The sequence below is a fragment of the Natronobiforma cellulositropha genome (genome assembly GCF_025629245.1).
Classification (GTDB): Archaea; Halobacteriota; Halobacteria; order Halobacteriales; family Natrialbaceae; genus Natronobiforma; species Natronobiforma cellulositropha.
The window spans coordinates 108,499-128,889 of the sequence record NZ_JANZXN010000022.1 but is presented as its reverse complement, the minus strand read 5'-3'; the positions used below and the strand labels follow the sequence as shown (position 1 = coordinate 128,889).

The following is a 20,391-nucleotide window of genomic DNA, read 5'->3' as shown; positions in this document are numbered from 1 at the left end:
CACCACACGTCTCGAGACGCGAGAGACGGTTCGGGACGTGAGCACTCACTCGAGTGCGCCCGTCTCGACCTCGCCGTCGGCGGCGAGCCACTCGGTGAGACTGCCCTCGTAGAAGGAGACGGTCTCGTAACCGAGGTGGCGCAAGACCACGTAGGTGTGGCTGATCCGCCGGGCGGTGTTACAGTAGAGGACGAGTTCGCGCTCGCGGGTGATCCCTCGGTGCTCGAGCAGCGCTTCGATCTCGGCGCGCGGTTTCAGCCCGCGGGCCTCCTCGTCGACGACGGTCACCCAGTCGAAGCGGACGGCGTTCGGCAGGCGAGCCTCCTCGAACTCCTGTTGCTCGCGCGTGTCGACCAGCAGCGCGCCGCGCTCGATGGCCGCCTCCACCTCGGGCAGGTCGATCAGCGGACTCTCGGCGGGTGAGAGCGGCGCGGCCTCGTAGGTCGTCGGTTCGACAACGGGAGCCTCGCGCGCGGTCTCGTAGCGGCGGTTCCAGGCGCTGTAGTCACCCTCGAGCAGACGGACGTCGGCGTGGCCGTAGAGGTGGGCGGTGAGGACGAAGCGGGCGGCGAAGACGCCGTGGGTGTCGTCGTAGGCGACGACGGTGTCTCCGGGTTCGATGCCTGCCTCGCCACAGAGCGCGGCGAACGCCTCCGCACCGGGGAGCATCCCGCGGTCGACGTCGCTCTCGTCGCGAAAGCTGTCGAACGGGACGTTCACCGCACCCGGGAGGTGGCCGATTCCCTGATACTCCCACGGCTCTCTGACGTCGACGACGCGAGCCGGAGGCTCCGATTCGGTGTCTTCGAGGCGCTCGCTGAGCCACTCCGGCGAGACGACGACGGACTCGTCCATGGCTCGCCTACGTGGCGGCGGCCCCATAACGCGTCGGTCCCGGCACCGCTGGCAGCGGTTCCGAGGTCGTGGCAAGTATTGTCGGAACGGCGGACGGCCGACGGCGCTCGAGCGGCCCCGGTCCCGGCCGTTCGCCCGACTGAAGCGAGGTCAGCCGATGGTGTTCGGATGGCGGGCGCGACGGGCATCCGAGCCAGAGGCAAGCCTGACCGGTAAGATAAAGTGACGACTGTATTGGCCGGTTGACGAGTCCCTATGACGGGCGGCGGTGTAGAGTGAGCTATGGCAGAAGACGACTACGCCAACGACGTACTGGTCTCGGCCGACTGGGTCGCGGACAACCTCGAGCGCTTCGAGAGTGACGGCCCCGACTACCGCCTCGTGGAGGTCGACGTAGACACCGAGGCCTACGAGGAGGCCCACGCCCCCGGCGCGGTCGGCTTCAACTGGGAGACCCAGCTCCAGGACCAGACCACCCGCGACGTGCTCACGAAGGCGGACTTCGAGGAGCTTCTGGGTAGCCACGGCATCACCGAGGACTCCACCGTGGTCCTCTACGGCGACAACTCGAACTGGTTCGCCGCCTACACCTACTGGCAGCTGAAGTACTACGGCCACGACGACGTCAAACTGCTCGATGGCGGCCGCGAGTACTGGCTCGAGAACGACTATCCGACCACCGACGAGGTCCCCGAGTTCTCCGCCGTCGAGTACACCGCCTCGGGTCCACGCGAGTCCATCCGCGCCTACCGCGAGGACGTCGAGAACGCCATCGAACGCGGGCTCCCGCTCGTCGACGTGCGCTCTCCCGAGGAGTTCACCGGCGAAGTGCTCGCCCCGCCGGGACTGCAAGAGACCGCCCAGCGCGGCGGCCACGTCCCCGGCGCGAAGAACATCTCGTGGGCCGCCGTCACCAACGACGACGGGACCTTCAAGACCCGCGACGAACTCGAGGAACTCTACGCCGACGAGGGCATCGACGGAACGGGAACCACAGTCGCCTACTGCCGCATCGGCGAGCGCTCCTCGGTCGCCTGGTTCGCCCTCCACGAACTGCTCGGCTACGAGGACGCCGTCAACTACGACGGCTCCTGGACCGAGTGGGGGAACCTCGTCGGTGTGCCGGTGGAGACGGGCGAGGGCGGCGACTGAACGAAGTGAAGAAGTCGCCCTCGAGAAAGCGAGCGGTGACCGGAGGGAACCGCGAGCAAGGCGAGGCTGACGACTGAGCGAAGCGAAGGCGGAAGCCTCGAATCGGAACGGGGAGCGTAAGCGACCCGTGGAGGCAGGCGAGGGCGAGTGAACACGCGGTTCGGAGCGGCGAAGCCGTGAGAACCGCGGCCACGCGAGCGGTGGAACCGCGAGCGACCGAAGGGAACGAGCCCTCGAGTCGGAAACGGGCGTTCACTCGAGATCGCGGGGATCGACGTGATCGACTTCTCGAATCGTCGGGTACAGCGTGTCCGTCGAGACGATTGGTTCGTCAAGCACCGTAGCCACACCGAGGTGGACGGCGTCGAACAGGTTCAGCCGGTCGTACGCGCGTTGTAACGCTGAACCGGCGGCGATATGCTCGAATCGCAACGGAACGAGCGAAATTCCTTCCTCCACGATCCGTTCGTGGACCACCGTCCGCTGCTCACGATCCCACTCGCCCTCCATCGCGTACTGCACTTCGATACGCGTTGCAACCGAGGTTTTCGGATCGGCGATCGTTTCGAGATCGACAGACGAGCTGAGCCAGTCGTCGGTTTTCAGTACGGCGAGTACGACGTCAGTGTCAACGTATACGCTTTCGCTCCAACCGCTCTTCGATGTCTGATTCGGCAGCCGCTGACGTTCGTTCGTGCATACGTTTTTCGTGTGCTTCACGGGTGACCAGCCGTGCACCGTATCGGAGCGCCTCAGAGCGCGAACCGAACGTTCCTTCTTCTACGAGTTGGTCGAGTTCCTCAGCCAGCCCCTCAGGTATCGAGACCGGGATCGATTTTCTGTCCGTACCCATGGCTATACAATAGTATAGAGTTCGTATATGCCTTTCGTGGATACCTGGATACCAGTTGTGCGCCGAAAGAAGAGGTACTGAAAGCGAGTCGCAACCCTCGAGTGGCCGGGCCAGGTCGATACCGTCTGGGAGTTTTCCATCTTTTTCGGGTGAGGCGCTCTTCGAACGCCTCGGTCGCCTCGAGTCGTGTGACTGCTCCAACGGATGCGACTCGAGCGAACGGTCTCCGCAGCCGAGCACGCACCATCCCGCGTGAACGGACCACGACAGACCTAACTCGAGACCGCTCGTACCTCGTCGCATGACTGATTCCGAGACGTTCCTCGAGACCGTCGAAGACGAGAATCGCACCGCGCTATCGCGACTCGGCTCCTCGAAGTCGCTGTTCGCCGCCACCGGCGGAGAGATCGACGCCGAGCCGGTGCTCGAGGCGACCGGAGACGCGGAGTACGCAGCCTGGCAGACCTTCGCCGGGTGGGCCGACGACGAGGACGACGAGGTCGCACGGGCGGTGTTCGAGGCGACGGCCGACGAAGAGGAGGGCCACTACGGAGTCGTCGTCGAGACACTCGGCGGCGAGCACGACCCCGACGAGACGCCAGCGCTCCACGAGTACCTCCGTGAACTCGAGGGGACCCCGGAGCGCCTCGGCGGTCTCGTCGGGCGCACGCTGGCGAGCGACCGCTCGAAGACGCAGGTCGTCGGCTTCTTCGTCGGCGATGCCGACCCGCAGACGGCCGCGCTCTTTCGGGAGTTCGGCGACGACCTGGATGGGCAGCTCGAGCGCGCACTCGAGGCGCTCGAGGCGGTCTGTGAGAGCGAGGCGGACTGGGAGCAGGCAGAGGCGGCGGCGACCGGGGCGATCGAGGCCGCCTACGGCGAGTACGTCGAGGTGCTCGAGGGGATGGGCGCGAACCCGAAGCCGGTCTGTTGAGCACCCGGCCGCGGAGAGGCAGGTCCGAAGCGTGTGGCCGAGTCACACGGCGAGGGCAGAGATATGACCACGGAACCACTCCTCGAGAGTGATGACCACTGACGAGCCGACCAACGCGTGGGACGCCGACGGCTACCAGGACGGACACGCCTTCGTCTTCGAGTACGGGTCGGGCGTCCTCGAGCTGCTCGAGGTCGACCCCGGCGCGCGCGTTCTCGACCTCGGCTGTGGAACCGGTGAACTGACCGCCGCCATCGCCGACCGCGAGGTGTGCGTCGTCGGGATGGATCAGTCCGAAGCGATGCTCGAGACCGCCCGCGAAACGTACCCCAAGTTGCAGTTCGTCCACGGGGACGCCCGCGAGTTGGGCGTCGACGAGCCGTTCGACGCCGTCTTCTCGAACGCCATGCTCCACTGGGTCCCGCGAGCGGACCAGGGCCGACTCGCGGCGTCGGTTCGCGCCGCGCTCGCAGACGACGGCCAGTTCGTCGCGGAGTTCGGCGGCGCTGGAAACGTCGGTGGCATCGTCGGCGCCCTGCGCGCCGAGGGAACGGAGCGAGGGGTCGAAGTCGACAACCCGTGGTACTTCCCGACCATCGGCGAGCACACCTCGCTGCTCGAGACCCACGGCTTCGAGGTGGTCTACGCGACGCTCTTCGACCGGCCGACACCGCTCGAAGGCGGCGCAGACGGCCTGCGAAACTGGCTCGAGATGTTCGGCGATAGCCTGCTCGAGGCGTTCCCCGCCGACGAGCGCGAGGAGGTCTACGCGGGAGTCGAAGAGCGCCTTCGCGACACCCACTACGAGGACGGGACGTGGACGGCGGACTACCGGCGGCTCAGGTTCGTCGCGAACGCCGTCTGAGCGCGGGCGACCGGGTTTGGGTCAGACGCCCTCGAGCGTCGACCGGTAGGATTTGATCGACGCGAGCGCCTCCTCGACGTGGTCAGCTACCGCACCGCCTTCCGCGTCGGCGATGGAGGTCAGGATGTGTTCGTGGCGGGCGAGTTTGCCGTGGTCGAGACCGCTCGGGTCCGTCGCGAGCGAGGCGAACTGGTCGGCCTGGCTCTCGAGGCGGGTCGCCGCCTCACCGCTCGCCTCGTCGCTGGCTTCCGACAGTGCCTGTGCTGCGGTCTCGAGTGAGTCACTGGTCATCGGTCGATCCTTCGGTCGAGAGCGTCAAAGTCGTTGTGTCGGCGGCATACCCACCGGAAGACTGCGCTCACCCAACGGCCCACAGCGGCGGGGGCGAAAACTACAGCACGGCACATCGAGTGGCTCCACTCGAGATGGCAGGTGAATAGGGGACGAGACGACAACGGCAACGAGAACGGGAACGACGAATCTCGAGCGGGCAGCCACGAGGCGTACTACTGCTTCGGCGAACCGACCCTCGCACGCAGACGGTACCGTGGCCACCACTCGAACTGACCACCGCACCGACGTCGGAGTCAATCCACGCCAGCGGACAGTCGAAGCAACTATGTGACCATCGACCACGGCGACGAGTACAGCGGCCTCGTCTCCTCGAGCGCGGGAGCGTCACCGTCGAAGTGGGTGACCGCGTCGAACGCGGCCAACAGATTGCCCGGTGTGGCAACTCAGCAATACGACCGAACTCCACACCCACTTCCACTGTCAAGACCACCCGAGCTTAACGGATGAGTGAACCCGAATGCAGTCATCCCGTTTCACTCGTCGGCCGACGCTTGGCGGAGTACTAGAACGGCCACGGTAACAAGCTATCGTCGTCGTGCTCGGTCGCGTCATCAGTCGCATCATCCGTCCAATCGGGTAGACTATCTATCGGTTCGCCATCACCACCGCAGTAATCTAGTTCGAGCGTATCGTAATGTCCCTCCACCTCCACTGTATACGAGGGACCGCACATACTATTCGATTCGACTGGGCGGATATCGAGACCAGGGAATTTCATCATCAGCGACATACCCAGAATATCGTCCCTAGACTCTGCGTGGTCAGGATCGAAGTCGACCGCTGCAGTTTCAGAACTGGGCATTCGAATCACTGGAAGATCCGGTCCGACCCACTCACCAGCGGCCTTCACTTTTAGCGTGAAATCGTCATCGTATGGGAAGAAGTTATCCACTTTAGCCCACGCACCGTATACTTTTGCATCGCGAACTTCCATGATTACCTCGGCAGGCGCAAAATACTCTTGTTCACCATATATTCCATCCCAATCCACCCAGACCAAGTCACCTTCTTTTTTGTAATATCGGTCATCGTACCTGCACACGACACATGCACTCGCACTCCCACTCAAACTCTGTATACCCACAATTGATGCTCCTGCGCCCGCGAGTAGTTGTCTACGACGCATATCATACCATCCCCATATTAACATGTAAAACTTTATCTGTATAAAAATAATATATACATATATACGGAATCGATCAGACCGTCGAAGGGCACAGCTACTCACCGGCACAGACGTGAACGAAAACAGAACGGCTACGAGCAACGGAGACCAGTTTGACCACCGCTGCGTGTAGAGCGAAACCGACCAGCCCGTCAGTAGCCCTCGTCGTGAGGGTTGAGCACCGTCCCGTACCACTCGGCGTGGTCAGTGTAGTCGATGAAGCGGGGTGCGTCGGGGTCGAAGGGGCGCTCGAGACTCTCGAAGGCCTTCTTCTTGTCCCAGCTCTGGAGACCGCCGATCGCGCCGCGGTCTTCGAGGTCGTGGAAGTCGAGGTCGTGTTTCGTGAGGTTCCACGCCTTCAGTCCCTGCTCGGTGCGGACGATGACACTCGAGTACTCGTCGCTCGAGCCGACGGAGCCAACCGTGAGATCGGCACAGTAGCCGGTGAAGTCGGCACACTCGTCACAGCCTTTGAGCGCGGCGTCGTGGAAGTTCCCGATGTCCTCCTCTAGGATCATCTCGCCCTCGAGATCCCAGACCATCAGCTTGCCGTGGAGGACGTCCATCTTGCCGATGTCCTCGGGGTCGATGCCTCGCTGTTCCTGGATCATCTCGCCCATGAGGCTCTGGTAGTTGAAGTTCTTCGTACACATCAGCGCGATGGTGTAGTCGATGGCGCGCACACCGGCGTTTTGCTTCTGGTAGTCCCACTCGAAGTCCTGGAGGGCGCGGATGCCTTCGATCTCACAGGGCGTGCCGACGAGTGCGAGCGAGAGGTCCTCCCAGGGTTTGTCGGGGAGTTTCTCCTCCCACTTCGAGAGGTCGAGGTGGCCGAGCGCCATCGTCTGGTTGTAGATGGTGCCAGTGTTGGCGATGAGTTCCTCGGGCGTCGTGGCGAGGAAGGCTTCGGCCTTCCAGGACTCCTCCTCACTCTCGGTGGCGATCAGCGCGCCGTCGATCTCACCCGCCTCCAGGAGGTGGATGAGGACGCTCGTGACGACACCGCCGTCCTGGGCGTTCTCGCGCCACTCTTCTTCGACTTTCGCGGAGAACTCCGTGATCGGATCGCCCGCCCCTTTCACGTTGTCCTCGCCGCCGGTGATGACCCACTGGCGCTCGTAGCGCAGGCCGCCGCGGGGACAGAAGTCCCAGCAGAGCGAACAGCCGGTACACATCTTGACGAGTTCCGGTAAGTCGTCGTCGCCGACGCCGATCGAATCGGAGGGACAGGCCGCCACACAGGTTCCACACTGGATACACCGCCCCTCGTCGATCACCGCCTCGTCGAGTTCCATGAACCAGGTCTTCTCGTCGAGTTCGCGCACGTCGTTCATCTCGGAGCGGATCGAGTACTCCGGCGTCTCGAGTTCGACGCCCTCGGGGACGCCGACGCGGACGGACGGGTCTTTCCCTTCGATGTCCTGGCTGATGCCCTCGGCGGGCGTGGTGAACTCGAGGTCGCCGAGCGAGCCGGTCTCGTCGACGTTGGCGACGCCGGAGCCGTCGGTCACGGCGCGCTGGCCCGCTCGCTGGGTTGACGAGGGCTGCGAGCCAGCGGTCCCACCGCCACAGGTACACGTCTCGGGCGAGCAGCCGTCGTCCGTGACACCGGTCTCGGCGTCGGTGTGGGTGGAGGCCGTGCGAGCGCTCGCGGTCCGGTCGTCGCTCGCGCCGTCTGAGCGCTCGGGGACGCCCGGGAAGCGCTTCTCAGTCGCCATGGGCAACACCTCGAGCGACCGGGGCGTCGGCGCGTTGCATGATCTCCCGGAGCTGGTCGTTCTCGACGCGGCGACACCAGGCGTAGAACGGTTCGTCCTCGTGTTTCTCCTCGGCGAAGACCTCGAAGAGGCGTTCCAGGGCGGGGATGACGCCGTGGTGGGGGACGGCGGTTTCGATCCAGTCGATGAACTCGTTGTCGGTCCCGAGACTGCCGCCGAGACCGACGTCCATCCCTTCGACGAGTTCGTCGCCCTCGCCGTCGGTGGCGTCGCCGATGAGTTTGACGGTCTCGCCGCGGAAGCCGATGTCGGCGATCTGTGGCTGGGCACAGGAGGCCGAACAGCCGGACATGTGCATGCGGACGACCTCGACGTCGTCGGGGACGTCGATACGCTCGTCGAGTTCGCGCGCCCAGCGCTTGGTGCGTTGTTTCGTCTCGATGATGGCGTAGTTACAGAACTCGTTGCCCGTACAGCCGACGGCACCGCGCGAGAAGGGACCGGGGTTCGGGCTGTACTCCTGGGCGAAGGGTTCGGCGAGCAGGGCCTCGACGTTCTCCTCGGGAACGTGCGTGATGAGGAAGTTCTGGTCGGTCGCCAGCCGGATCGAGGTCTCCTCGGTGCCGTACTTCTTCGCGGCGCGGGCGGCCTCGGCGAACTCCTCGCCGCCCATGCGGCCGGCGATCACGTTGAAGCCGACGTACTGCAGTCCGGGCTGTTTCTGGTCGTGGACGCCGACGTGGTCGCCGCGGTAGCCGACGGTCAGCCCCTCGCCCGCGGTGGGGAGGTCGACGGTACAGCGCGCGCGGACGGCTTCTTCGAACGTCTCGGGACCCATCTGCTCGACGAGATAGCGCAGGCGGCAGACGCCGCGGTTGTGGCGGTCGCCGAGTTCCTTGAACACCTGCGCGACTGCACGGCAGAACTCGACGGCGTGTTCGGGGAGGACGAACACGTCGAGTTCGGAGGCCATGCGCGGGCCGTCGGAGAGACCACCGCCGACGCGGGCGTGGAAGCCGTAGTAGTGTTCACCCTCGAGTTCCTTGCGGGCGGGGACGAGACCGACGTCGTTGATCTGTGACTGGCCACAGTCGTGGACACAGCCGGTGATCGTCATCTTGAACTTCCGCGGTAAGTTCGCGTACTCGCGGTTGCCCGTGAAGAAGTCCGTGACGGCGTCGATCACTGGCTGGGCGTCGAAACACTCCTCCTCGTCGATACCGGCGGCGGGACAGCCAAGCACGTTGCGAGCCGAGTCGCCACAGCCCTGGATCGTCGTCAGGCCGACGTCCTCGTAGCGCTCCCAGAGTTCGGGCACGTCTTCGACGCGGATCCAGTGTTTCTGGACGTCCTGGCGGGTCGTGATGTCGAGGTAGGCGTCACCCCAGAGTTCGTTCTGCTCCTCGCCGCCGAACTCCTCGGGCGCGACGGCGAAGTCGGTCGCCGCCTGGCCGATCACTTCGGCCTGCTCGGGCGTGAGGTAGCCCCCCGGAACCTTCGTCCGCACCATGAAGAAGTCGTCCTGTTTCTGGGTGTACATTCCGGCCCACTTCAGACGCTCCCACTCGCCGCCACCGGCACGGGCTTCGATCTCTTCGAAGGAGAGCCCCTCCTCGGCGTAGCTCTGTAAGTCCTCGATGACGTCGAGCGGATGTTTCTCCTGTTTGTGCTGCTCGGTCGTGTTCATCTGAGCCACCCCCCACCGGCCGACTCGAGCGACGGCCGTGAGACCAGTCCACGAGTCGACGAGAGACGCTGTGGATACATACTATACCAGTAGTCTCTCCCCACGACTAAACGACCGCGGTATCAGGCGAACACTGACACCGCTGGGACACTCCGGCAGCTTTTACCGCCATATGCAGGGTCTTTTTACCTCGGCCGGACGCTCGAGCGCATCTCCGTCGGCTCGCGAGCGCGGGCGAACCGCTGTGTGCGGGTAGATGAGGAAAGTGTTGCCTCGAGGTGGGAGCGCTCACCACTCGCGCTCGAGGTAGGTCTCGAACCGCGAGAAGGGGACGTCGTGATCCGCCTGCAGTTCGTCGATCGGCGACTCGTAGCCGTGGTCGTTGAACCACTCGAACATGACGGCGTACTCCTCACCCTGTGAGGACTCGACCTCCTCGACCGAGAGGTGCTGGGCGCGAACCGGGGTCTCGAGGACGTCGGCGAGTCGCAGCGCCATCGCCCGGAGGGTGAGTTCGTCGCTCGCGAGTTCGTACGCCTCGCCCACGTAGCGCTCGGGGTCGGCGAACGCAGCCGCGACGAACGCCCCGAGCGTCTCGACGTCGATCACCTGGAGCGGAACGTGTTCCTCGAGCCCCATCGCGAGCGTTCCCTCCTCGATGGACTCGCGAAAGCCCGCGAGGTTCTGCATGAAGAAGACCGGACGGACGACCGTCGCGGGCAGTCCGAGGTCGCGAATCCGGCCTTCGATCTCCCACTTCGAGTCGAAGTGCGCGATACCGGTCTCGCGCTCTGCGCCGCCGACCGACGAGAAGACGAACTGCTCGAGACCGACCTCGCTCGCGAGTTCGGCGACGTTCGTCCCCTGTTCGACCTCCGCCTCGTAGCCGTGTTCCCAGAAGTTCGTCACGCAGAAGACGCCGTCGACGTCGTCGATCAGCGCCTCGATACTGTTCTTCTCGCTGATGTCGCCCTCGACGACCTCCGCGCCGCGCTCGGCGAGATCGTGAGCCTCGGGCTTGTCGTTGTCTCGAGTGAGTGCGAGCACCACGACCCCGCGCTCGAGGAGGTGGTGCGCCACCGCGCCGCCCTGGGTGCCGGTCGAACCAACGACGAGAACGCTGTCTACGGACATAGCGAGGGTGGTACCACCGCGAGCCACAAGTAGCTGGTACGGGAGTGTGCTGGCGGCATCAGTGACTCGAGCGAGAGAAAACGAGCGCCAGCACCGACACGCGAGTGTGAGACGCCCGAAGCGGGCCGTCAGGTCTCGTCGCTCTCGAGCAAGCGCGCGACCATCCGGTCGGGGTCGAAGCGCTCGATGTCGTCGTAGCCCTGGCCGACGCCGAGAAAGAGGATGGGCTGGCCGGTGACGTGGGCGACGGAGATGGCGGCTCCGCCGTTGGAGTCGGCGTCGGCTTTCGTCAGGATGGCGCCGTCGAACGGCGCGACCTCGTTGAACTCGCGGGCGCGGTTGACGGCGTCCTGGCCCGCGACGGCCTCGTCGACGAACAGCGTCACGTCGGGACCGACGACGCGGTCGATCTTCTCGAGCTGGTCCATCAGGCCCTCGTTGGTGTGGAGCCTGCCCGCCGTGTCCCCGAGGACGATGTCGACGTCGTTGGCCTCGGCGTACTCGACGGCGTCGTAGAGCACCGCGGCGGGGTCGCCACCCTGGTCGTGGGAGATCAGCTTCGTGTCGAGGGCGTCGGCGTGCTCTCTGATCTGCTCGTTCGCCCCCGCACGATAAGTGTCGCCGTTGGCCATCACGCAGGAGTAGCCGCGGTCTTCGAAGTAGCGGCTCAGCTTCGCGATGCTCGTCGTCTTGCCGACACCGTTGACGCCGGTGAAGACGATGACCAGCGGCTTCTCCTCGAGTGCGACGCGCTCGTCGAAGTCGAACTGGCCGACGCTGATTACGTCGCGAATCGCGTCGGCGAGCGCCTCCTCGACGACGGAGCCGGTCGACTCGGTGAACCGACGTGTCTCGCCGACGAGTTCGTCGCGGATGTTCTCGAGAATCTCGTCGGCGACGCTCATCTCGACGTCGCTCGAGAGCAACGCGAGTTCGAGTTCCTGGAGGGGACCCTCCAGGTCCTCGGTCTCGATGACGAACTTCCCGCGGGCGAGTGACTTCGCCTTCTGGCCGAAGCCCGGGCCGTCCTCGGTCTCGTCTCCCTCGCCCTCGAGCGGCACGTCGACGATCTCGACGTTCGCACCGAGTGTCTCGCCGTCGGTCGCCGCGGAGTCCTCATCCTCGGCGTCGGTACTCACCGCCGCTGGCGACTCCACCTCGGGATCGATATCCGGCGCCGGCGTCTCGGTGTCGGCGTCGGGTTCGGTCTCGACGGCGGGTTCCGGTGGCGACTCGAGGTCCGACTCCGGCGTCGGATCGTCCGGGGTGTCGTCTGCGGCCGCCGGCTGCTCGTCCGCGCCGGGGCCGGTCTCGTCGAGACCCGCACCGTCGAGCTCCTCGAGGTCGTCCTCCTCGAGTGGCTCTGCGTTCTCCTCGGCGGTCTCTTCGACGTCTTTCCGGAAACTCCCGAGTTTCTTCTTTAAACTGTCGAACATGGAGGGGTGTCGTCTACTGGTCTGCGTCCGGTCCGGGACCCTGGCCCTGCATCTGCTGCATCTGCTGTTGCATCGCCTGCTGCTGCATCTGCTGGGCTTGCTGTTCGAGTTGTGCGCTCTCGGTCTCGAGTTCGGTGATGCGGTCGGTCACCTCAGAGATGCGCTCGTCGAGCCGGTCCTTCTTGTTCTCGAGGGCGTCGGTCGCTCCCTCGCGCTCGAACTCGGCGGCGTAGTCGCCACCGATGTCGACGATCACTTCGTCGATATCCTCGACCGTCGCGCGGACGTAGGCACCGCCGCCGAGCGGTACCTGGACGACCGAGTCGCTCTCGAGGGCGCCGATCGCCGAGATGGCCTCGTCGACCTCCTGCTGACGGTCGCGGATCGACTCGACGGTCGTGTTGAGTGCTTCGATCTGGCCCTGTACTTCCTGGAGTTCCTGAGAGAGTGCTTGCAGTTGTTGACTCATGAGACATCGACCTCCGAGTGCGCGAGGCAGCGTCCGTCGCGGCGCGTGACTTGCTGGCTGGCGCTACGCGTACTCATATCTCCACGTGCGTGAAGCAGTCGGAAGAATCTTCCCTTCCCTCCCGGAGACGAGCGCCACCAGAAAATCAGTCGAGATAGCCGAGTGCGTCCTCGATGCGGCCGAGTTCCGGTCCCGTCGTGTTCTCACCGACGATGTAGCCCGCCTCGGTCGCGATCAGCCCGGAGCCGACCAGCGGCGCACCGTAGTTGATCGTTCCGACGTCGGCGCGGACGTCGAGGATCTCCTCGAGCGCGTCGAGTTCGCCGTCGGTCGCCTTCGGGTGGCAGAGGACGCCCGCGTTGGTCGCGACGGCGGCCGTCCCGACCGTCCGGACGCGTGCGAGGTCGCCGCGCTCGACGGGCACCTCGAGCGCGTCTTTGACGACGGTCACCGCCTCCCGGGAGAGGTCGGCGTGGACGTACGCGCCGTAGTCGTTCGCGAGCACGACGTTGCCGGCGGCGTTGATCTGGCCGGGCAACTCGGTGATGGGTTCGTCGATGGTCTCCTCGAGTCGCTCGCGTTCGTACTCGAGAATGCGGCTGCTGACGAGGACGCCGTTCTCGTTGCCGGTGACGAGCGCGCCGACGGTCGAAGAGCCGCCGACGGTCGTCTGGAGGACGGGAACCTCGAGTTCGGCTTCGATCTCGTCGGCGCGCTCGTCGCTCACGTCCGGCCGGACGAGGACGCACGAGTCGGTCGCGGCCGCGAAGACACCGACGTACGCCGATCCGGCGAAGGCTGTGCGAAGCACGTGGATTACTCGGCGAACTCGGCCTCGACGACCTGTTCGCCGTCGTCGTCGAAGCGGGCCGCGCGGACGCGGAGCTTCCGCGGCGGGTTCGAGCGGCCGTTCGACCAGATCGCCTCGTTGATCGAGGGGTCGAGTCTGACGGCGTCTTCGTCGACGGCGAACTGTTTCGCGAGGTGGGCGCGAACGATCTTCATCGCGGCGTTGGCCGCTGCGTGGTTCGGGCCGATCTTCACGTCACGGAGCGGAACGGTTACGACGCGCTCTTCGAAATCACTTGCACTCATGTTACTCGTCGGTGTTGTTGCGCCGCCAGTTGCGTCGCTTCGGGTTCTGTCGCACGTTCATGTCCGTCTTGAGCATGACCCAGGCCGGAACGCGGCTGTTCTGGTTCTCGAGTTTGGCAAGCCGCTTCTTCTTGCCCTTCGATTTCTTACCCATAGTGCGCTCACGTAGCCGACGCGTGGTTAAAATCTTGTCCATCTGAGAGAGCGAGCGCGCTGACGGCTCACTGGTACCAGCCGACCGCCGTCACCCGGTGGCGGGTGTCGTAGGCGTCGAGACCCTCACCCAGCACGCGACGGAGTCTGAGGTCGTCGTAGAGCGTCGAGTGGGTGTAATCGAGGAAGGTGACGGGGACGACGAGGTCGCCGTCCTCGCGGAGGAAGCTGACGAGAATCGTGTAGACGTGTTTGTGGCGCTCGTCGAGGACGAAGCCGCCGACGACCGGCGGCGACTGCTCGAGCGCCGAGACCGCCTGGAAGGCGTCGACCGACCGGCGCGCGAGTTCGTAACAGAACAGACCGCCGTCCTCGCCCGCGAGGAGCGCCTCGAAGTCGGTCGGCGACTCGAAGTGCCCGCGGAGGTCGCGGGCACCGAAGAGGACGTTGTCCTCGACCGATCCCGCGACGTAGCGGCCGACGTCGTAGTTCGTGTGCTCGCGAAAGCCCTCGACTAAGCCCTCGGCGAGCGCCTCCGGGTCGCGTGGGTCCGCGCCGGCGAACGCCGCGATCAGGTCGGGGTCGGCTTCCCGGTAGCCACGGACGGCCGCGACCGTGTACGGACGCGTCTCGCCCGACCGGGCGTACTCGAAGAAGTCCGGGTAGCTGTCGTAGACGAACCGTACCTCACCGGCGGCGAGCGCGCGGAGGTCGGAGACGAGCTGCTCGAGCGGGCCGTCGGTGAGTCCGAGGTCGGCGTCGACGGCGGCGGCCCGCTCGCGGTCGGCGCGCGAGAGGGCGAAGGTGGCGACCGGGTCGTCCGCCCCGCGTTCGCGGACCGACACCGTCCAGTCGTGGTGTTCGATCCGGTAGCCGTCGACGGTCGCGACGTGGCGCTCGGAGGGACGCAGTCCGTTCGCGACCAGCGGGTCGAGGTCCTGACGGCGGAGGTTCGTCCCGGTGAACCGGTCGTAGCCGAGGAAGACGTTGTAGACGGCCCGTCCGCTGCCGAGGGCGGCGACTCCCCCGCCCGCGGCGAGCACCTGTCGACGCGTCAGATCGACCATCAGGTACGGAGATTCGTGGCCGCGATCAAAGGCGTTTCGTCGCGTCTCGGGGGTCAGAGACGGAAACGGGTCTAGCCCAGGTGACGCTCGAGGTAGCGGGTGAGCGCCTCGAGCGTCGCCTCGCTCAGGTCGGTGGTGTAGACGAAGCGGTCGACGTCGTCGGTGCCGTCGTGACGCGAGAAGCTGTCGTGGTCGTAACAGCCGGTGCCGTGAAAGCGGGTGCCGCCACCGAACTCGTCGGGACCGGCGTAGGCCGTCGCCATCGGCGAGATTTCGAGCACCGTCTCGTCGCCCTCCTCCCGCCGAATCGCGCTCCCGAGGTCGTGGTCACAGCCCGAGCCGACGACCTCGCTGACGACGTCGCGCGAGAGGAAGGTGTGGAGCGTCTCGTGGATAGCGATGTTTCGAGTCACCGCCCGCGAGTCCCAGAACTCGGTCGCCCCGACGTTCGCGACCGTCTGAGAGCCCTCGCCGTCGACTGCGGTGACGTGGCCGTTCGGCGAGCGGGTGCCGCCGTAGCCCAGGTCGTAGTTGAACGGGTTCCACCACAACAGCAGGTGACAGGTCGTCCCCGAGAGCACCTCGCGTTCGCGGAGTTCGTCCCGGAACGCGTCGAGAACCGTCTCCTGTGCGGAGGGGTTTCGCCGCTCGCGAACCGCCGTCTCGAGACGCGAGAAGAACGAGGCGGCGACCGGCCCGCCGGGTTCGACGACGGCGTCGAGGTCGACACCGCGCTCGCCCGCGTAGGTGAGTGCCCCCTCGAGCGCCCCCTCGACCGCCTCGAGCGCGTCGCGGTGAACCGAGAACAGACCGTTCTCGTCCGGCCGTCCCGCCCCGAGGCGTGCGGTGACCGGCATCGGGCCCGGATAGACGCGCACGTGGACGGTCGCCGAGGCGGGTTCGGCCTGGTTCCAGGAGGCGGCCGTCAGACTCGTCGTCGCTCCCAGCGCCGAGAGCACCGTCGCACCCGCCCCACCCAGCAGCGCCCGCCGCGTGATCGCGGGGTCGGGAGTCGCGTCGCTCGAGGGAGCACCCCCCTCACTGTCGGGTCGGCCGGGGTCGGTCATCGCAGTCTCGGCCGCCGAGTGGATGGCCGCTCGGCCGACGGCCAGCCACGCAACCACCACCGCCGACGGGCCGCCAGGACGTGACACGTCGCTGTCCACCTGTCGAGCACAGTCATCACAGAAATCGTATACCAGGATCCGATATTACACCAGTGGGTGTACACACGGAATACCGCGGGTTACAGGCGCTCTACATCCAACTTTTCGTGAGAGTAGGCCGGACATACAGCAGGCTGATGGCAGCCACTAAACACAAGCCTCGCGAGTGACCTGTTCGAGTGACTATACGGCCCGACAGTCAGTCCGCCTCGAGTGAGAATCGCTCGCGCGTCTCGTAGCGCGGGCCGTCGGCGGTGTGTGTACTCTCGGTGAGGCGGACCTCGTCGACGCGCATCTCGCCGACCGTCGGCGTGTGCGTGCTGAGGAGGTGCTGGAGCGTCTCCTTGCCGCCGGCGTGAGTCATCCGCCCGAGGGTGACGTGCGGGGTGAACTCGTGGCCGTCCGCCTCGAACCCGAGCGCCGTGGTTCGCGCCTCGATGGCGTCGTGGAGGCGGCTGAACTGGTCGCGCCCGTCCTCGACGCCGAGCCAGAGGACGCGGATGTAGTCGCGGTTCGGAAAGGCCCCCAGGCCCGCGAAGCGGGCGGTAAACGGGAAGACACCGCTCTCGTCGACTGCGGCGGCGAGTTCGCGCTCGAGCGTCGCCACCTGCGCGGGGCCGACCTCGCCGAGGAACTGGAGGGTGAGGTGGGCCTGTTCGGGGTCGACCACACGCAGTCCCGGGACGGCGTCGAACTCGGCCTGGAGGGCGGCGAACGCTTCCGTGAGCGACTCCGGAAGGTCGACACTGACGAACAGTCGCATACCGATAGTTCGCTCGAGAGGGCCTTGAATGCTGTAGTTCACCACCAAGCCAACAGTACGCTTCGTGAACGGTTACGAAGCCGAACCCCCAACGGAGGAATCCTCGCGCTCGAGCGCGGGGAGGATATCAAGACGGCCGACGACTTTATCGACAGGTGCCACAATAATCATGATTGATGGTTTCTGGCGAAAAGGCCGTGCGAAAGCCAACACGGCAAGCGGTGATGGAGAGCGTCGTTTCTTGCAAAGAGATTCACTCGAAGTTCGCGGCGTGGGACGACGAAGAGTGGAGACGGCACATCTTCGCGAGCAACGATCCGTACCGCATCGTAGAAATCGTCCGGGAGATATTCAGCCAGCCGTTCGACTCGAGACCGATACGAGTGCTCGATGTCGGAATCGGCTATGGGTACGTTACGAAACCGATTCTCGATCACTTCGGAGAACACGTGGAGGTGTCCGCCATAGAACATCCGAGCGTAGAGCGTGTCCAGTCGGGACCGTTCCACTCGTATCTGGCCGAGAACGAGGTCACCGTCTACCGACAGAACCTCGAGACGGGTATCGACATCGACGACTCGTTCGACGTCATCGTCGTTGGAGAGGTCATCGAGCACCTCTCACCCGTCGTGTTCCGCCAAGTACTCGGTGAATTGCGGTCGATCTGTGACGGCTATCTACTCATCACGACACCGAACATTCTCAATGTGACGAATCGACGGCGACTGCTGTTCGGAAGCGACATTCTCGATGCACCAGTCATCGGCGACGACGAGAACAGTTACAATCACATCTACCTCTACAGTATGAATACGCTGGTCGAAGTGCTAGAGGAACAGGGATACGGGATCGAACGGCAACGGTACCTGTCTGCGTGGCCCGAGAAGTTCAGACGAGCGAAACTGGAACGGAATCTGGCGAAAATCGTGTATAACCTGTTCGAAGGGCAAATCCAGCGAGCCTTCCCACGGACGAGAAAGCGGCTTCTCGTCCTCGCGTCGGTCGACAAAGCCGATGTAGCCGACACTGATCGGTGATCCGGCATCAGCGAGAGAGACGGAGACACGAAACCGGGATGGGGCGGCACACCGAAGGGAGGTACAGAGATGAGCCGTCCTCGAGTCGCCGTCGCCGCCTCCCTCGAGCGTCTCACGCCTCTCGACGCGCTCGTCCACCTGGCGATTCCGGCGCTGCTCGTGGCAGTCTACCTCTCGCCGGTTCACTACGAGTCGCTGGCGTTTCGCCCCGGTGTGGACGGCGTGCTCGAGAGCTACACCTCCTTGCTCGGCCACGCCACCCTCGGCCACCTCCTGGGGAACGTCTTCGGTCTCGCACTCTCGAGTACGCTCTCGCTCGCCCTCCTCAGTAGCGTCTCCCGACGGCGGCGCTACTACGCCTGTTTCGCGACGATTCTCGTTCTCGTCCCTCTGCTGACGGCGCTCCAGTGGACACTGTTGCTCGAGGTCGGTGCCATCGACGCGCCCGCCGGACGTGCGGGCGTCGGGTTCTCGGTCGTCACCGCCGCGTTCGTCGGCCTGCTCGCCGTCTCGATCGCGACCTACCAGCGCGAGGCACTCGTCGGCGCGCGTGGGCCGTTCGTCGGGAGTTGCGGCCTGCTCGCGCTGGCGCTGGCGGTGGTCGCCGTCTCGAGCGGTCTCGGCTGGCTCGCCCTGTTCGCGGGTGCCACCGCGCTCGCCACCCTCAGAGACGCCGTCGGGGCGATGCGGGCGAGCCTGCGTGAGCCGGGCGGCGAGGTGGCCGTCTCGCTGGCGGTCGTCGGCTGGTGTGTCTACGCGGGCGCGGCCGTCGACCTGTTCGCGGTGGGTACGGGGGCGGTGCGCGCACACGTCGTCGGACTCTCGCTCGGGTTCGCGCTCGTCTGGGCCGTCGTCGGCCTCGAGCGAGTCGCGGCGACGCGGGCGTGAGACGAATGGACGACGCCACTCGGACGCATCGCCTCGAGACACGAGCGTAGCTCTTAACCCGCACGACCCCCAATCCGGACCAATGAGCGATCAGGACGACGAGCGCCACCGCTTCTCGGAGGGCGGCGGCTTCGGGGAGCCGTACGACGGGTTCGACCTCGACCCACCCGAGTTGGCGGTCGATCCGACGAAGGTCGACCCGGTGGACTCGCGGGTCCTCGCGGACCTCCTCGACGAGCACAACGTCGACAGAGACGACATCGACGCCGCGGACCTCCTCGAGGTCGGACTCGGCTACGTCCAGATCAACCGCTTCGAGCAGGCGACCGAGGCGTTCGAGCGCGTCGCGCGCTTCGCCGACGACGACCGCCTCGCCCAGGAGGCCTGGGTGAACAAGGGCGTCGCCCACGCCGAACTCGAGGAGTACGACGAGGCGATCGGTGCCCACCGCGAGGCGATCGCGATCGACCCCGAGAGCGAACACGCCGCCAGCGCCGAGACCAATTTGGCGTACGCGCTGTGGGAGTTCGGCGACACGTCGGCGGCGCTCGAGCACGCCGAACGCGCCGTCGAGATCGACGAGCGCTTCCCGCAGGCGTGGTACAACCGCGCGTTCTTCCTCCAGGAACGCGGCCTCGCAGAGGAGGCGCTGTTCTGCATCGACAACGCGATCCGTCTCGGCATGCGCGAGGCGGCGGTGCTCGAGGAGAAGACCCGGATCCTCGAGGAACTCGGCGAGTACGACGAGGCCGAAGAAGTCGCCGAGCAGGCGAACGAACTGCGCGAGCGCGCCGAGGAGCGCCTCGTCGACGAGTACGAAGAGCGCGACGGGACGAGGGTGTTCGAGTGACACAGAATAAAGCGCATGCCCCCGTCTTCAGGCGGGGGTCGAGCGGTAGGCACTACCGAACAACCACAAGACTTAGGCCCTCTGGGCTCGTTCACACATCTAAGCTCAACGGGAAAAAGTTGGCAGTTGGTTTGGGGTCTGCCGCCCGCGAAAGCGAGGACACAAAAAGCGAACCTCTCCCGTTCGAGCCTGTCCACCGTGGCAGAAAGGACAGGCAGGCCGATGGCACGGCCCGTGCGATTCGAGTGGGACGACCACGGATGGTCGGAGCTACCACACTCTCTCGACAGTCCCAAAGAAGCGCGCACGAACCGGAGTATCCACCGTTAGGAGAAAGTCGCTCGCGTGGTGGTTCGGCATGAGCCGAGACCCCCAACGTGAGGATTCCCGCGCCTTTAGGCGCGGTGAGGATGTCAAGAGGCTGCTCGTCGCCGAGCGCGAGACCGAAGAGGGACTGCTCGTCGCCGTCTGTGACCGCGACATTCTCGGCGAGACGTTCGAGACGGAGGCGATCTCGTTCACCGTCACCGAAGAGTTCTACGGCGGCGAGGAGGCCGACGAGGAGACCGTCGTCGACAGCTTAGCGCGCGCCGCCGTCGCGAACATCGTCGGCACACACGCCGTCGAGGTCGCCGTCGAGGCCGGGTTCGTCGACGAGGCGAACGTCCTCGAGATCGGGCCGACGCGACACGCACAGCTGTTGTGGATGTGACTCGAGCGGAAACCGACCACGGGTCGGGTGGCCCGTAG

At 65.5% G+C, this 20,391-nt stretch carries 23 protein-coding genes; 8 read left to right on the top strand and 15 right to left on the bottom strand.

The window, feature by feature from the left end; all coding sequences use genetic code 11:
• Nucleotides 1-45: 45 nt before the first annotated feature.
• Complete coding sequence (locus N0B15_RS11520; RefSeq protein ID WP_263019854.1) at nucleotides 46-855, bottom strand: sulfurtransferase; 810 nt, start codon at nucleotides 853-855, stop codon at nucleotides 46-48.
• 282 nt (nucleotides 856-1,137) lie between these two features.
• On the opposite strand from N0B15_RS11520, the gene N0B15_RS11515 reads away from it, so the two are divergent.
• Nucleotides 1,138-2,007, top strand: a complete 870-nt coding sequence (locus N0B15_RS11515; protein WP_263019853.1) for a sulfurtransferase — start codon at nucleotides 1,138-1,140, stop codon at nucleotides 2,005-2,007.
• A gap of 252 nt (nucleotides 2,008-2,259) precedes the next feature.
• Here N0B15_RS11515 and N0B15_RS11510 read toward each other — a convergent pair whose 3' ends face one another.
• On the bottom strand, nucleotides 2,260-2,727 hold the full coding sequence (locus tag N0B15_RS11510; RefSeq protein ID WP_263019852.1) for a PIN domain-containing protein: 468 nt from the start codon (nucleotides 2,725-2,727) through the stop codon (nucleotides 2,260-2,262).
• A 434-nt stretch (nucleotides 2,728-3,161) separates the two neighbouring features.
• On the opposite strand from N0B15_RS11510, the gene N0B15_RS11505 reads away from it, so the two are divergent.
• Nucleotides 3,162-3,794, top strand: a complete 633-nt coding sequence (locus N0B15_RS11505; protein WP_263019851.1) for a rubrerythrin family protein — start codon at nucleotides 3,162-3,164, stop codon at nucleotides 3,792-3,794.
• 91 nt (nucleotides 3,795-3,885) lie between these two features.
• Complete coding sequence (locus N0B15_RS11500) at nucleotides 3,886-4,659, top strand: class I SAM-dependent methyltransferase (protein ID WP_263019850.1); 774 nt, start codon at nucleotides 3,886-3,888, stop codon at nucleotides 4,657-4,659.
• Nucleotides 4,660-4,680: 21 nt separating this feature from the next.
• On the opposite strand, the gene N0B15_RS11495 is transcribed toward N0B15_RS11500, so the two are convergent.
• Nucleotides 4,681-4,950: a DUF7553 family protein gene (locus N0B15_RS11495; protein WP_263019849.1), complete on the bottom strand. Its 270-nt coding sequence runs from the start codon at nucleotides 4,948-4,950 to the stop codon at nucleotides 4,681-4,683.
• A gap of 141 nt (nucleotides 4,951-5,091) precedes the next feature.
• Between N0B15_RS11495 and N0B15_RS11490 the strand changes: the two genes are divergently transcribed.
• A complete protein-coding gene (locus N0B15_RS11490; protein ID WP_263019848.1) occupies nucleotides 5,092-5,226 on the top strand; it encodes a hypothetical protein in 135 nt (44 codons plus the stop codon).
• Nucleotides 5,227-5,515: 289 nt separating this feature from the next.
• On the opposite strand, the gene N0B15_RS11485 is transcribed toward N0B15_RS11490, so the two are convergent.
• The 12 genes from N0B15_RS11485 to thpR all read right to left on the bottom strand — a co-directional run bounded on the left by N0B15_RS11485 (nucleotide 5,516) and on the right by thpR (nucleotide 16,866).
• The gene (locus tag N0B15_RS11485; RefSeq protein ID WP_263019847.1) at nucleotides 5,516-6,139 is read right to left on the bottom strand and encodes a hypothetical protein; all 624 of its coding nucleotides are present in this window, start codon (nucleotides 6,137-6,139) and stop codon (nucleotides 5,516-5,518) included.
• A gap of 191 nt (nucleotides 6,140-6,330) precedes the next feature.
• Complete coding sequence (locus N0B15_RS11480; RefSeq protein ID WP_263019846.1) at nucleotides 6,331-7,896, bottom strand: Coenzyme F420 hydrogenase/dehydrogenase, beta subunit C-terminal domain; 1,566 nt, start codon at nucleotides 7,894-7,896, stop codon at nucleotides 6,331-6,333.
• The gene (locus tag N0B15_RS11475) at nucleotides 7,886-9,583 is read right to left on the bottom strand and encodes a nitrite/sulfite reductase (RefSeq protein WP_263019845.1); all 1,698 of its coding nucleotides are present in this window, start codon (nucleotides 9,581-9,583) and stop codon (nucleotides 7,886-7,888) included. The genes N0B15_RS11480 and N0B15_RS11475 overlap by 11 nt, the downstream gene beginning before the upstream one ends.
• A gap of 288 nt (nucleotides 9,584-9,871) precedes the next feature.
• The gene (locus N0B15_RS11470) at nucleotides 9,872-10,717 is read right to left on the bottom strand and encodes an NmrA/HSCARG family protein (RefSeq protein ID WP_263019844.1); all 846 of its coding nucleotides are present in this window, start codon (nucleotides 10,715-10,717) and stop codon (nucleotides 9,872-9,874) included.
• Nucleotides 10,718-10,845: 128 nt separating this feature from the next.
• Nucleotides 10,846-12,153: a signal recognition particle-docking protein FtsY gene (gene ftsY, locus N0B15_RS11465; RefSeq protein WP_263019843.1), complete on the bottom strand. Its 1,308-nt coding sequence runs from the start codon at nucleotides 12,151-12,153 to the stop codon at nucleotides 10,846-10,848.
• A gap of 13 nt (nucleotides 12,154-12,166) precedes the next feature.
• Entirely contained in the window at nucleotides 12,167-12,622 is a 456-nt protein-coding gene (pfdA, locus tag N0B15_RS11460) for a prefoldin subunit alpha (protein WP_263019842.1), read from the bottom strand.
• Nucleotides 12,623-12,767: 145 nt separating this feature from the next.
• Complete coding sequence (locus tag N0B15_RS11455) at nucleotides 12,768-13,433, bottom strand: translation initiation factor IF-6 (RefSeq protein WP_263019841.1); 666 nt, start codon at nucleotides 13,431-13,433, stop codon at nucleotides 12,768-12,770.
• 5 nt (nucleotides 13,434-13,438) lie between these two features.
• The gene (locus N0B15_RS11450; protein WP_263019840.1) at nucleotides 13,439-13,717 is read right to left on the bottom strand and encodes a 50S ribosomal protein L31e; all 279 of its coding nucleotides are present in this window, start codon (nucleotides 13,715-13,717) and stop codon (nucleotides 13,439-13,441) included.
• A gap of 1 nt (nucleotide 13,718) precedes the next feature.
• Nucleotides 13,719-13,871, bottom strand: coding sequence for a 50S ribosomal protein L39e (locus tag N0B15_RS11445; RefSeq protein ID WP_263019839.1), 153 nt, complete (start codon nucleotides 13,869-13,871; stop codon nucleotides 13,719-13,721).
• Nucleotides 13,872-13,938: 67 nt separating this feature from the next.
• On the bottom strand, nucleotides 13,939-14,937 hold the full coding sequence (locus tag N0B15_RS11440) for a hypothetical protein (RefSeq protein WP_263019838.1): 999 nt from the start codon (nucleotides 14,935-14,937) through the stop codon (nucleotides 13,939-13,941).
• A 71-nt stretch (nucleotides 14,938-15,008) separates the two neighbouring features.
• Nucleotides 15,009-16,091: a hypothetical protein gene (locus N0B15_RS11435; RefSeq protein ID WP_263019837.1), complete on the bottom strand. Its 1,083-nt coding sequence runs from the start codon at nucleotides 16,089-16,091 to the stop codon at nucleotides 15,009-15,011.
• A 211-nt stretch (nucleotides 16,092-16,302) separates the two neighbouring features.
• Complete coding sequence (thpR, locus tag N0B15_RS11430; protein WP_263019836.1) at nucleotides 16,303-16,866, bottom strand: RNA 2',3'-cyclic phosphodiesterase; 564 nt, start codon at nucleotides 16,864-16,866, stop codon at nucleotides 16,303-16,305.
• 176 nt (nucleotides 16,867-17,042) lie between these two features.
• Here thpR and N0B15_RS11425 point away from each other — a divergent pair, with 176 nt between their 5' ends.
• The 4 genes from N0B15_RS11425 to N0B15_RS11410 all read left to right on the top strand — a co-directional run bounded on the left by N0B15_RS11425 (nucleotide 17,043) and on the right by N0B15_RS11410 (nucleotide 20,353).
• A complete protein-coding gene (locus N0B15_RS11425; RefSeq protein ID WP_263019835.1) occupies nucleotides 17,043-17,903 on the top strand; it encodes a class I SAM-dependent methyltransferase in 861 nt (286 codons plus the stop codon).
• A gap of 69 nt (nucleotides 17,904-17,972) precedes the next feature.
• Nucleotides 17,973-18,791: a hypothetical protein gene (locus N0B15_RS11420; protein ID WP_263019834.1), complete on the top strand. Its 819-nt coding sequence runs from the start codon at nucleotides 17,973-17,975 to the stop codon at nucleotides 18,789-18,791.
• A gap of 82 nt (nucleotides 18,792-18,873) precedes the next feature.
• A complete protein-coding gene (locus N0B15_RS11415; RefSeq protein ID WP_263019833.1) occupies nucleotides 18,874-19,641 on the top strand; it encodes a tetratricopeptide repeat protein in 768 nt (255 codons plus the stop codon).
• Between the two features lie 421 nt (nucleotides 19,642-20,062).
• Nucleotides 20,063-20,353: a DUF424 domain-containing protein gene (locus N0B15_RS11410; RefSeq protein ID WP_263019869.1), complete on the top strand. Its 291-nt coding sequence runs from the start codon at nucleotides 20,063-20,065 to the stop codon at nucleotides 20,351-20,353.
• Nucleotides 20,354-20,391 lie beyond the last annotated feature (38 nt).

Coding starts and splice junctions, on each gene's coding strand:
- N0B15_RS11520 (WP_263019854.1), bottom strand. CDS start 855: ATGGACGAGTCCGTCGTCGTCTCGCCGGAGTGGCTCAGCGAGCGCCTC.
- N0B15_RS11515 (WP_263019853.1), top strand. CDS start 1,138: ATGGCAGAAGACGACTACGCCAACGACGTACTGGTCTCGGCCGACTGG.
- N0B15_RS11505 (WP_263019851.1), top strand. CDS start 3,162: ATGACTGATTCCGAGACGTTCCTCGAGACCGTCGAAGACGAGAATCGC.
- N0B15_RS11500 (WP_263019850.1), top strand. CDS start 3,886: ATGACCACTGACGAGCCGACCAACGCGTGGGACGCCGACGGCTACCAG.
- N0B15_RS11495 (WP_263019849.1), bottom strand. CDS start 4,950: ATGACCAGTGACTCACTCGAGACCGCAGCACAGGCACTGTCGGAAGCC.
- N0B15_RS11485 (WP_263019847.1), bottom strand. CDS start 6,139: ATGCGTCGTAGACAACTACTCGCGGGCGCAGGAGCATCAATTGTGGGT.
- N0B15_RS11480 (WP_263019846.1), bottom strand. CDS start 7,896: ATGGCGACTGAGAAGCGCTTCCCGGGCGTCCCCGAGCGCTCAGACGGC.
- N0B15_RS11475 (WP_263019845.1), bottom strand. CDS start 9,583: ATGAACACGACCGAGCAGCACAAACAGGAGAAACATCCGCTCGACGTC.
- N0B15_RS11470 (WP_263019844.1), bottom strand. CDS start 10,717: ATGTCCGTAGACAGCGTTCTCGTCGTTGGTTCGACCGGCACCCAGGGC.
- ftsY (WP_263019843.1), bottom strand. CDS start 12,153: ATGTTCGACAGTTTAAAGAAGAAACTCGGGAGTTTCCGGAAAGACGTC.
- pfdA (WP_263019842.1), bottom strand. CDS start 12,622: ATGAGTCAACAACTGCAAGCACTCTCTCAGGAACTCCAGGAAGTACAG.
- N0B15_RS11450 (WP_263019840.1), bottom strand. CDS start 13,717: ATGAGTGCAAGTGATTTCGAAGAGCGCGTCGTAACCGTTCCGCTCCGT.
- N0B15_RS11445 (WP_263019839.1), bottom strand. CDS start 13,871: ATGGGTAAGAAATCGAAGGGCAAGAAGAAGCGGCTTGCCAAACTCGAG.
- N0B15_RS11440 (WP_263019838.1), bottom strand. CDS start 14,937: ATGGTCGATCTGACGCGTCGACAGGTGCTCGCCGCGGGCGGGGGAGTC.
- thpR (WP_263019836.1), bottom strand. CDS start 16,866: ATGCGACTGTTCGTCAGTGTCGACCTTCCGGAGTCGCTCACGGAAGCG.
- N0B15_RS11425 (WP_263019835.1), top strand. CDS start 17,043: ATGGTTTCTGGCGAAAAGGCCGTGCGAAAGCCAACACGGCAAGCGGTG.
- N0B15_RS11420 (WP_263019834.1), top strand. CDS start 17,973: ATGAGCCGTCCTCGAGTCGCCGTCGCCGCCTCCCTCGAGCGTCTCACG.
- N0B15_RS11415 (WP_263019833.1), top strand. CDS start 18,874: ATGAGCGATCAGGACGACGAGCGCCACCGCTTCTCGGAGGGCGGCGGC.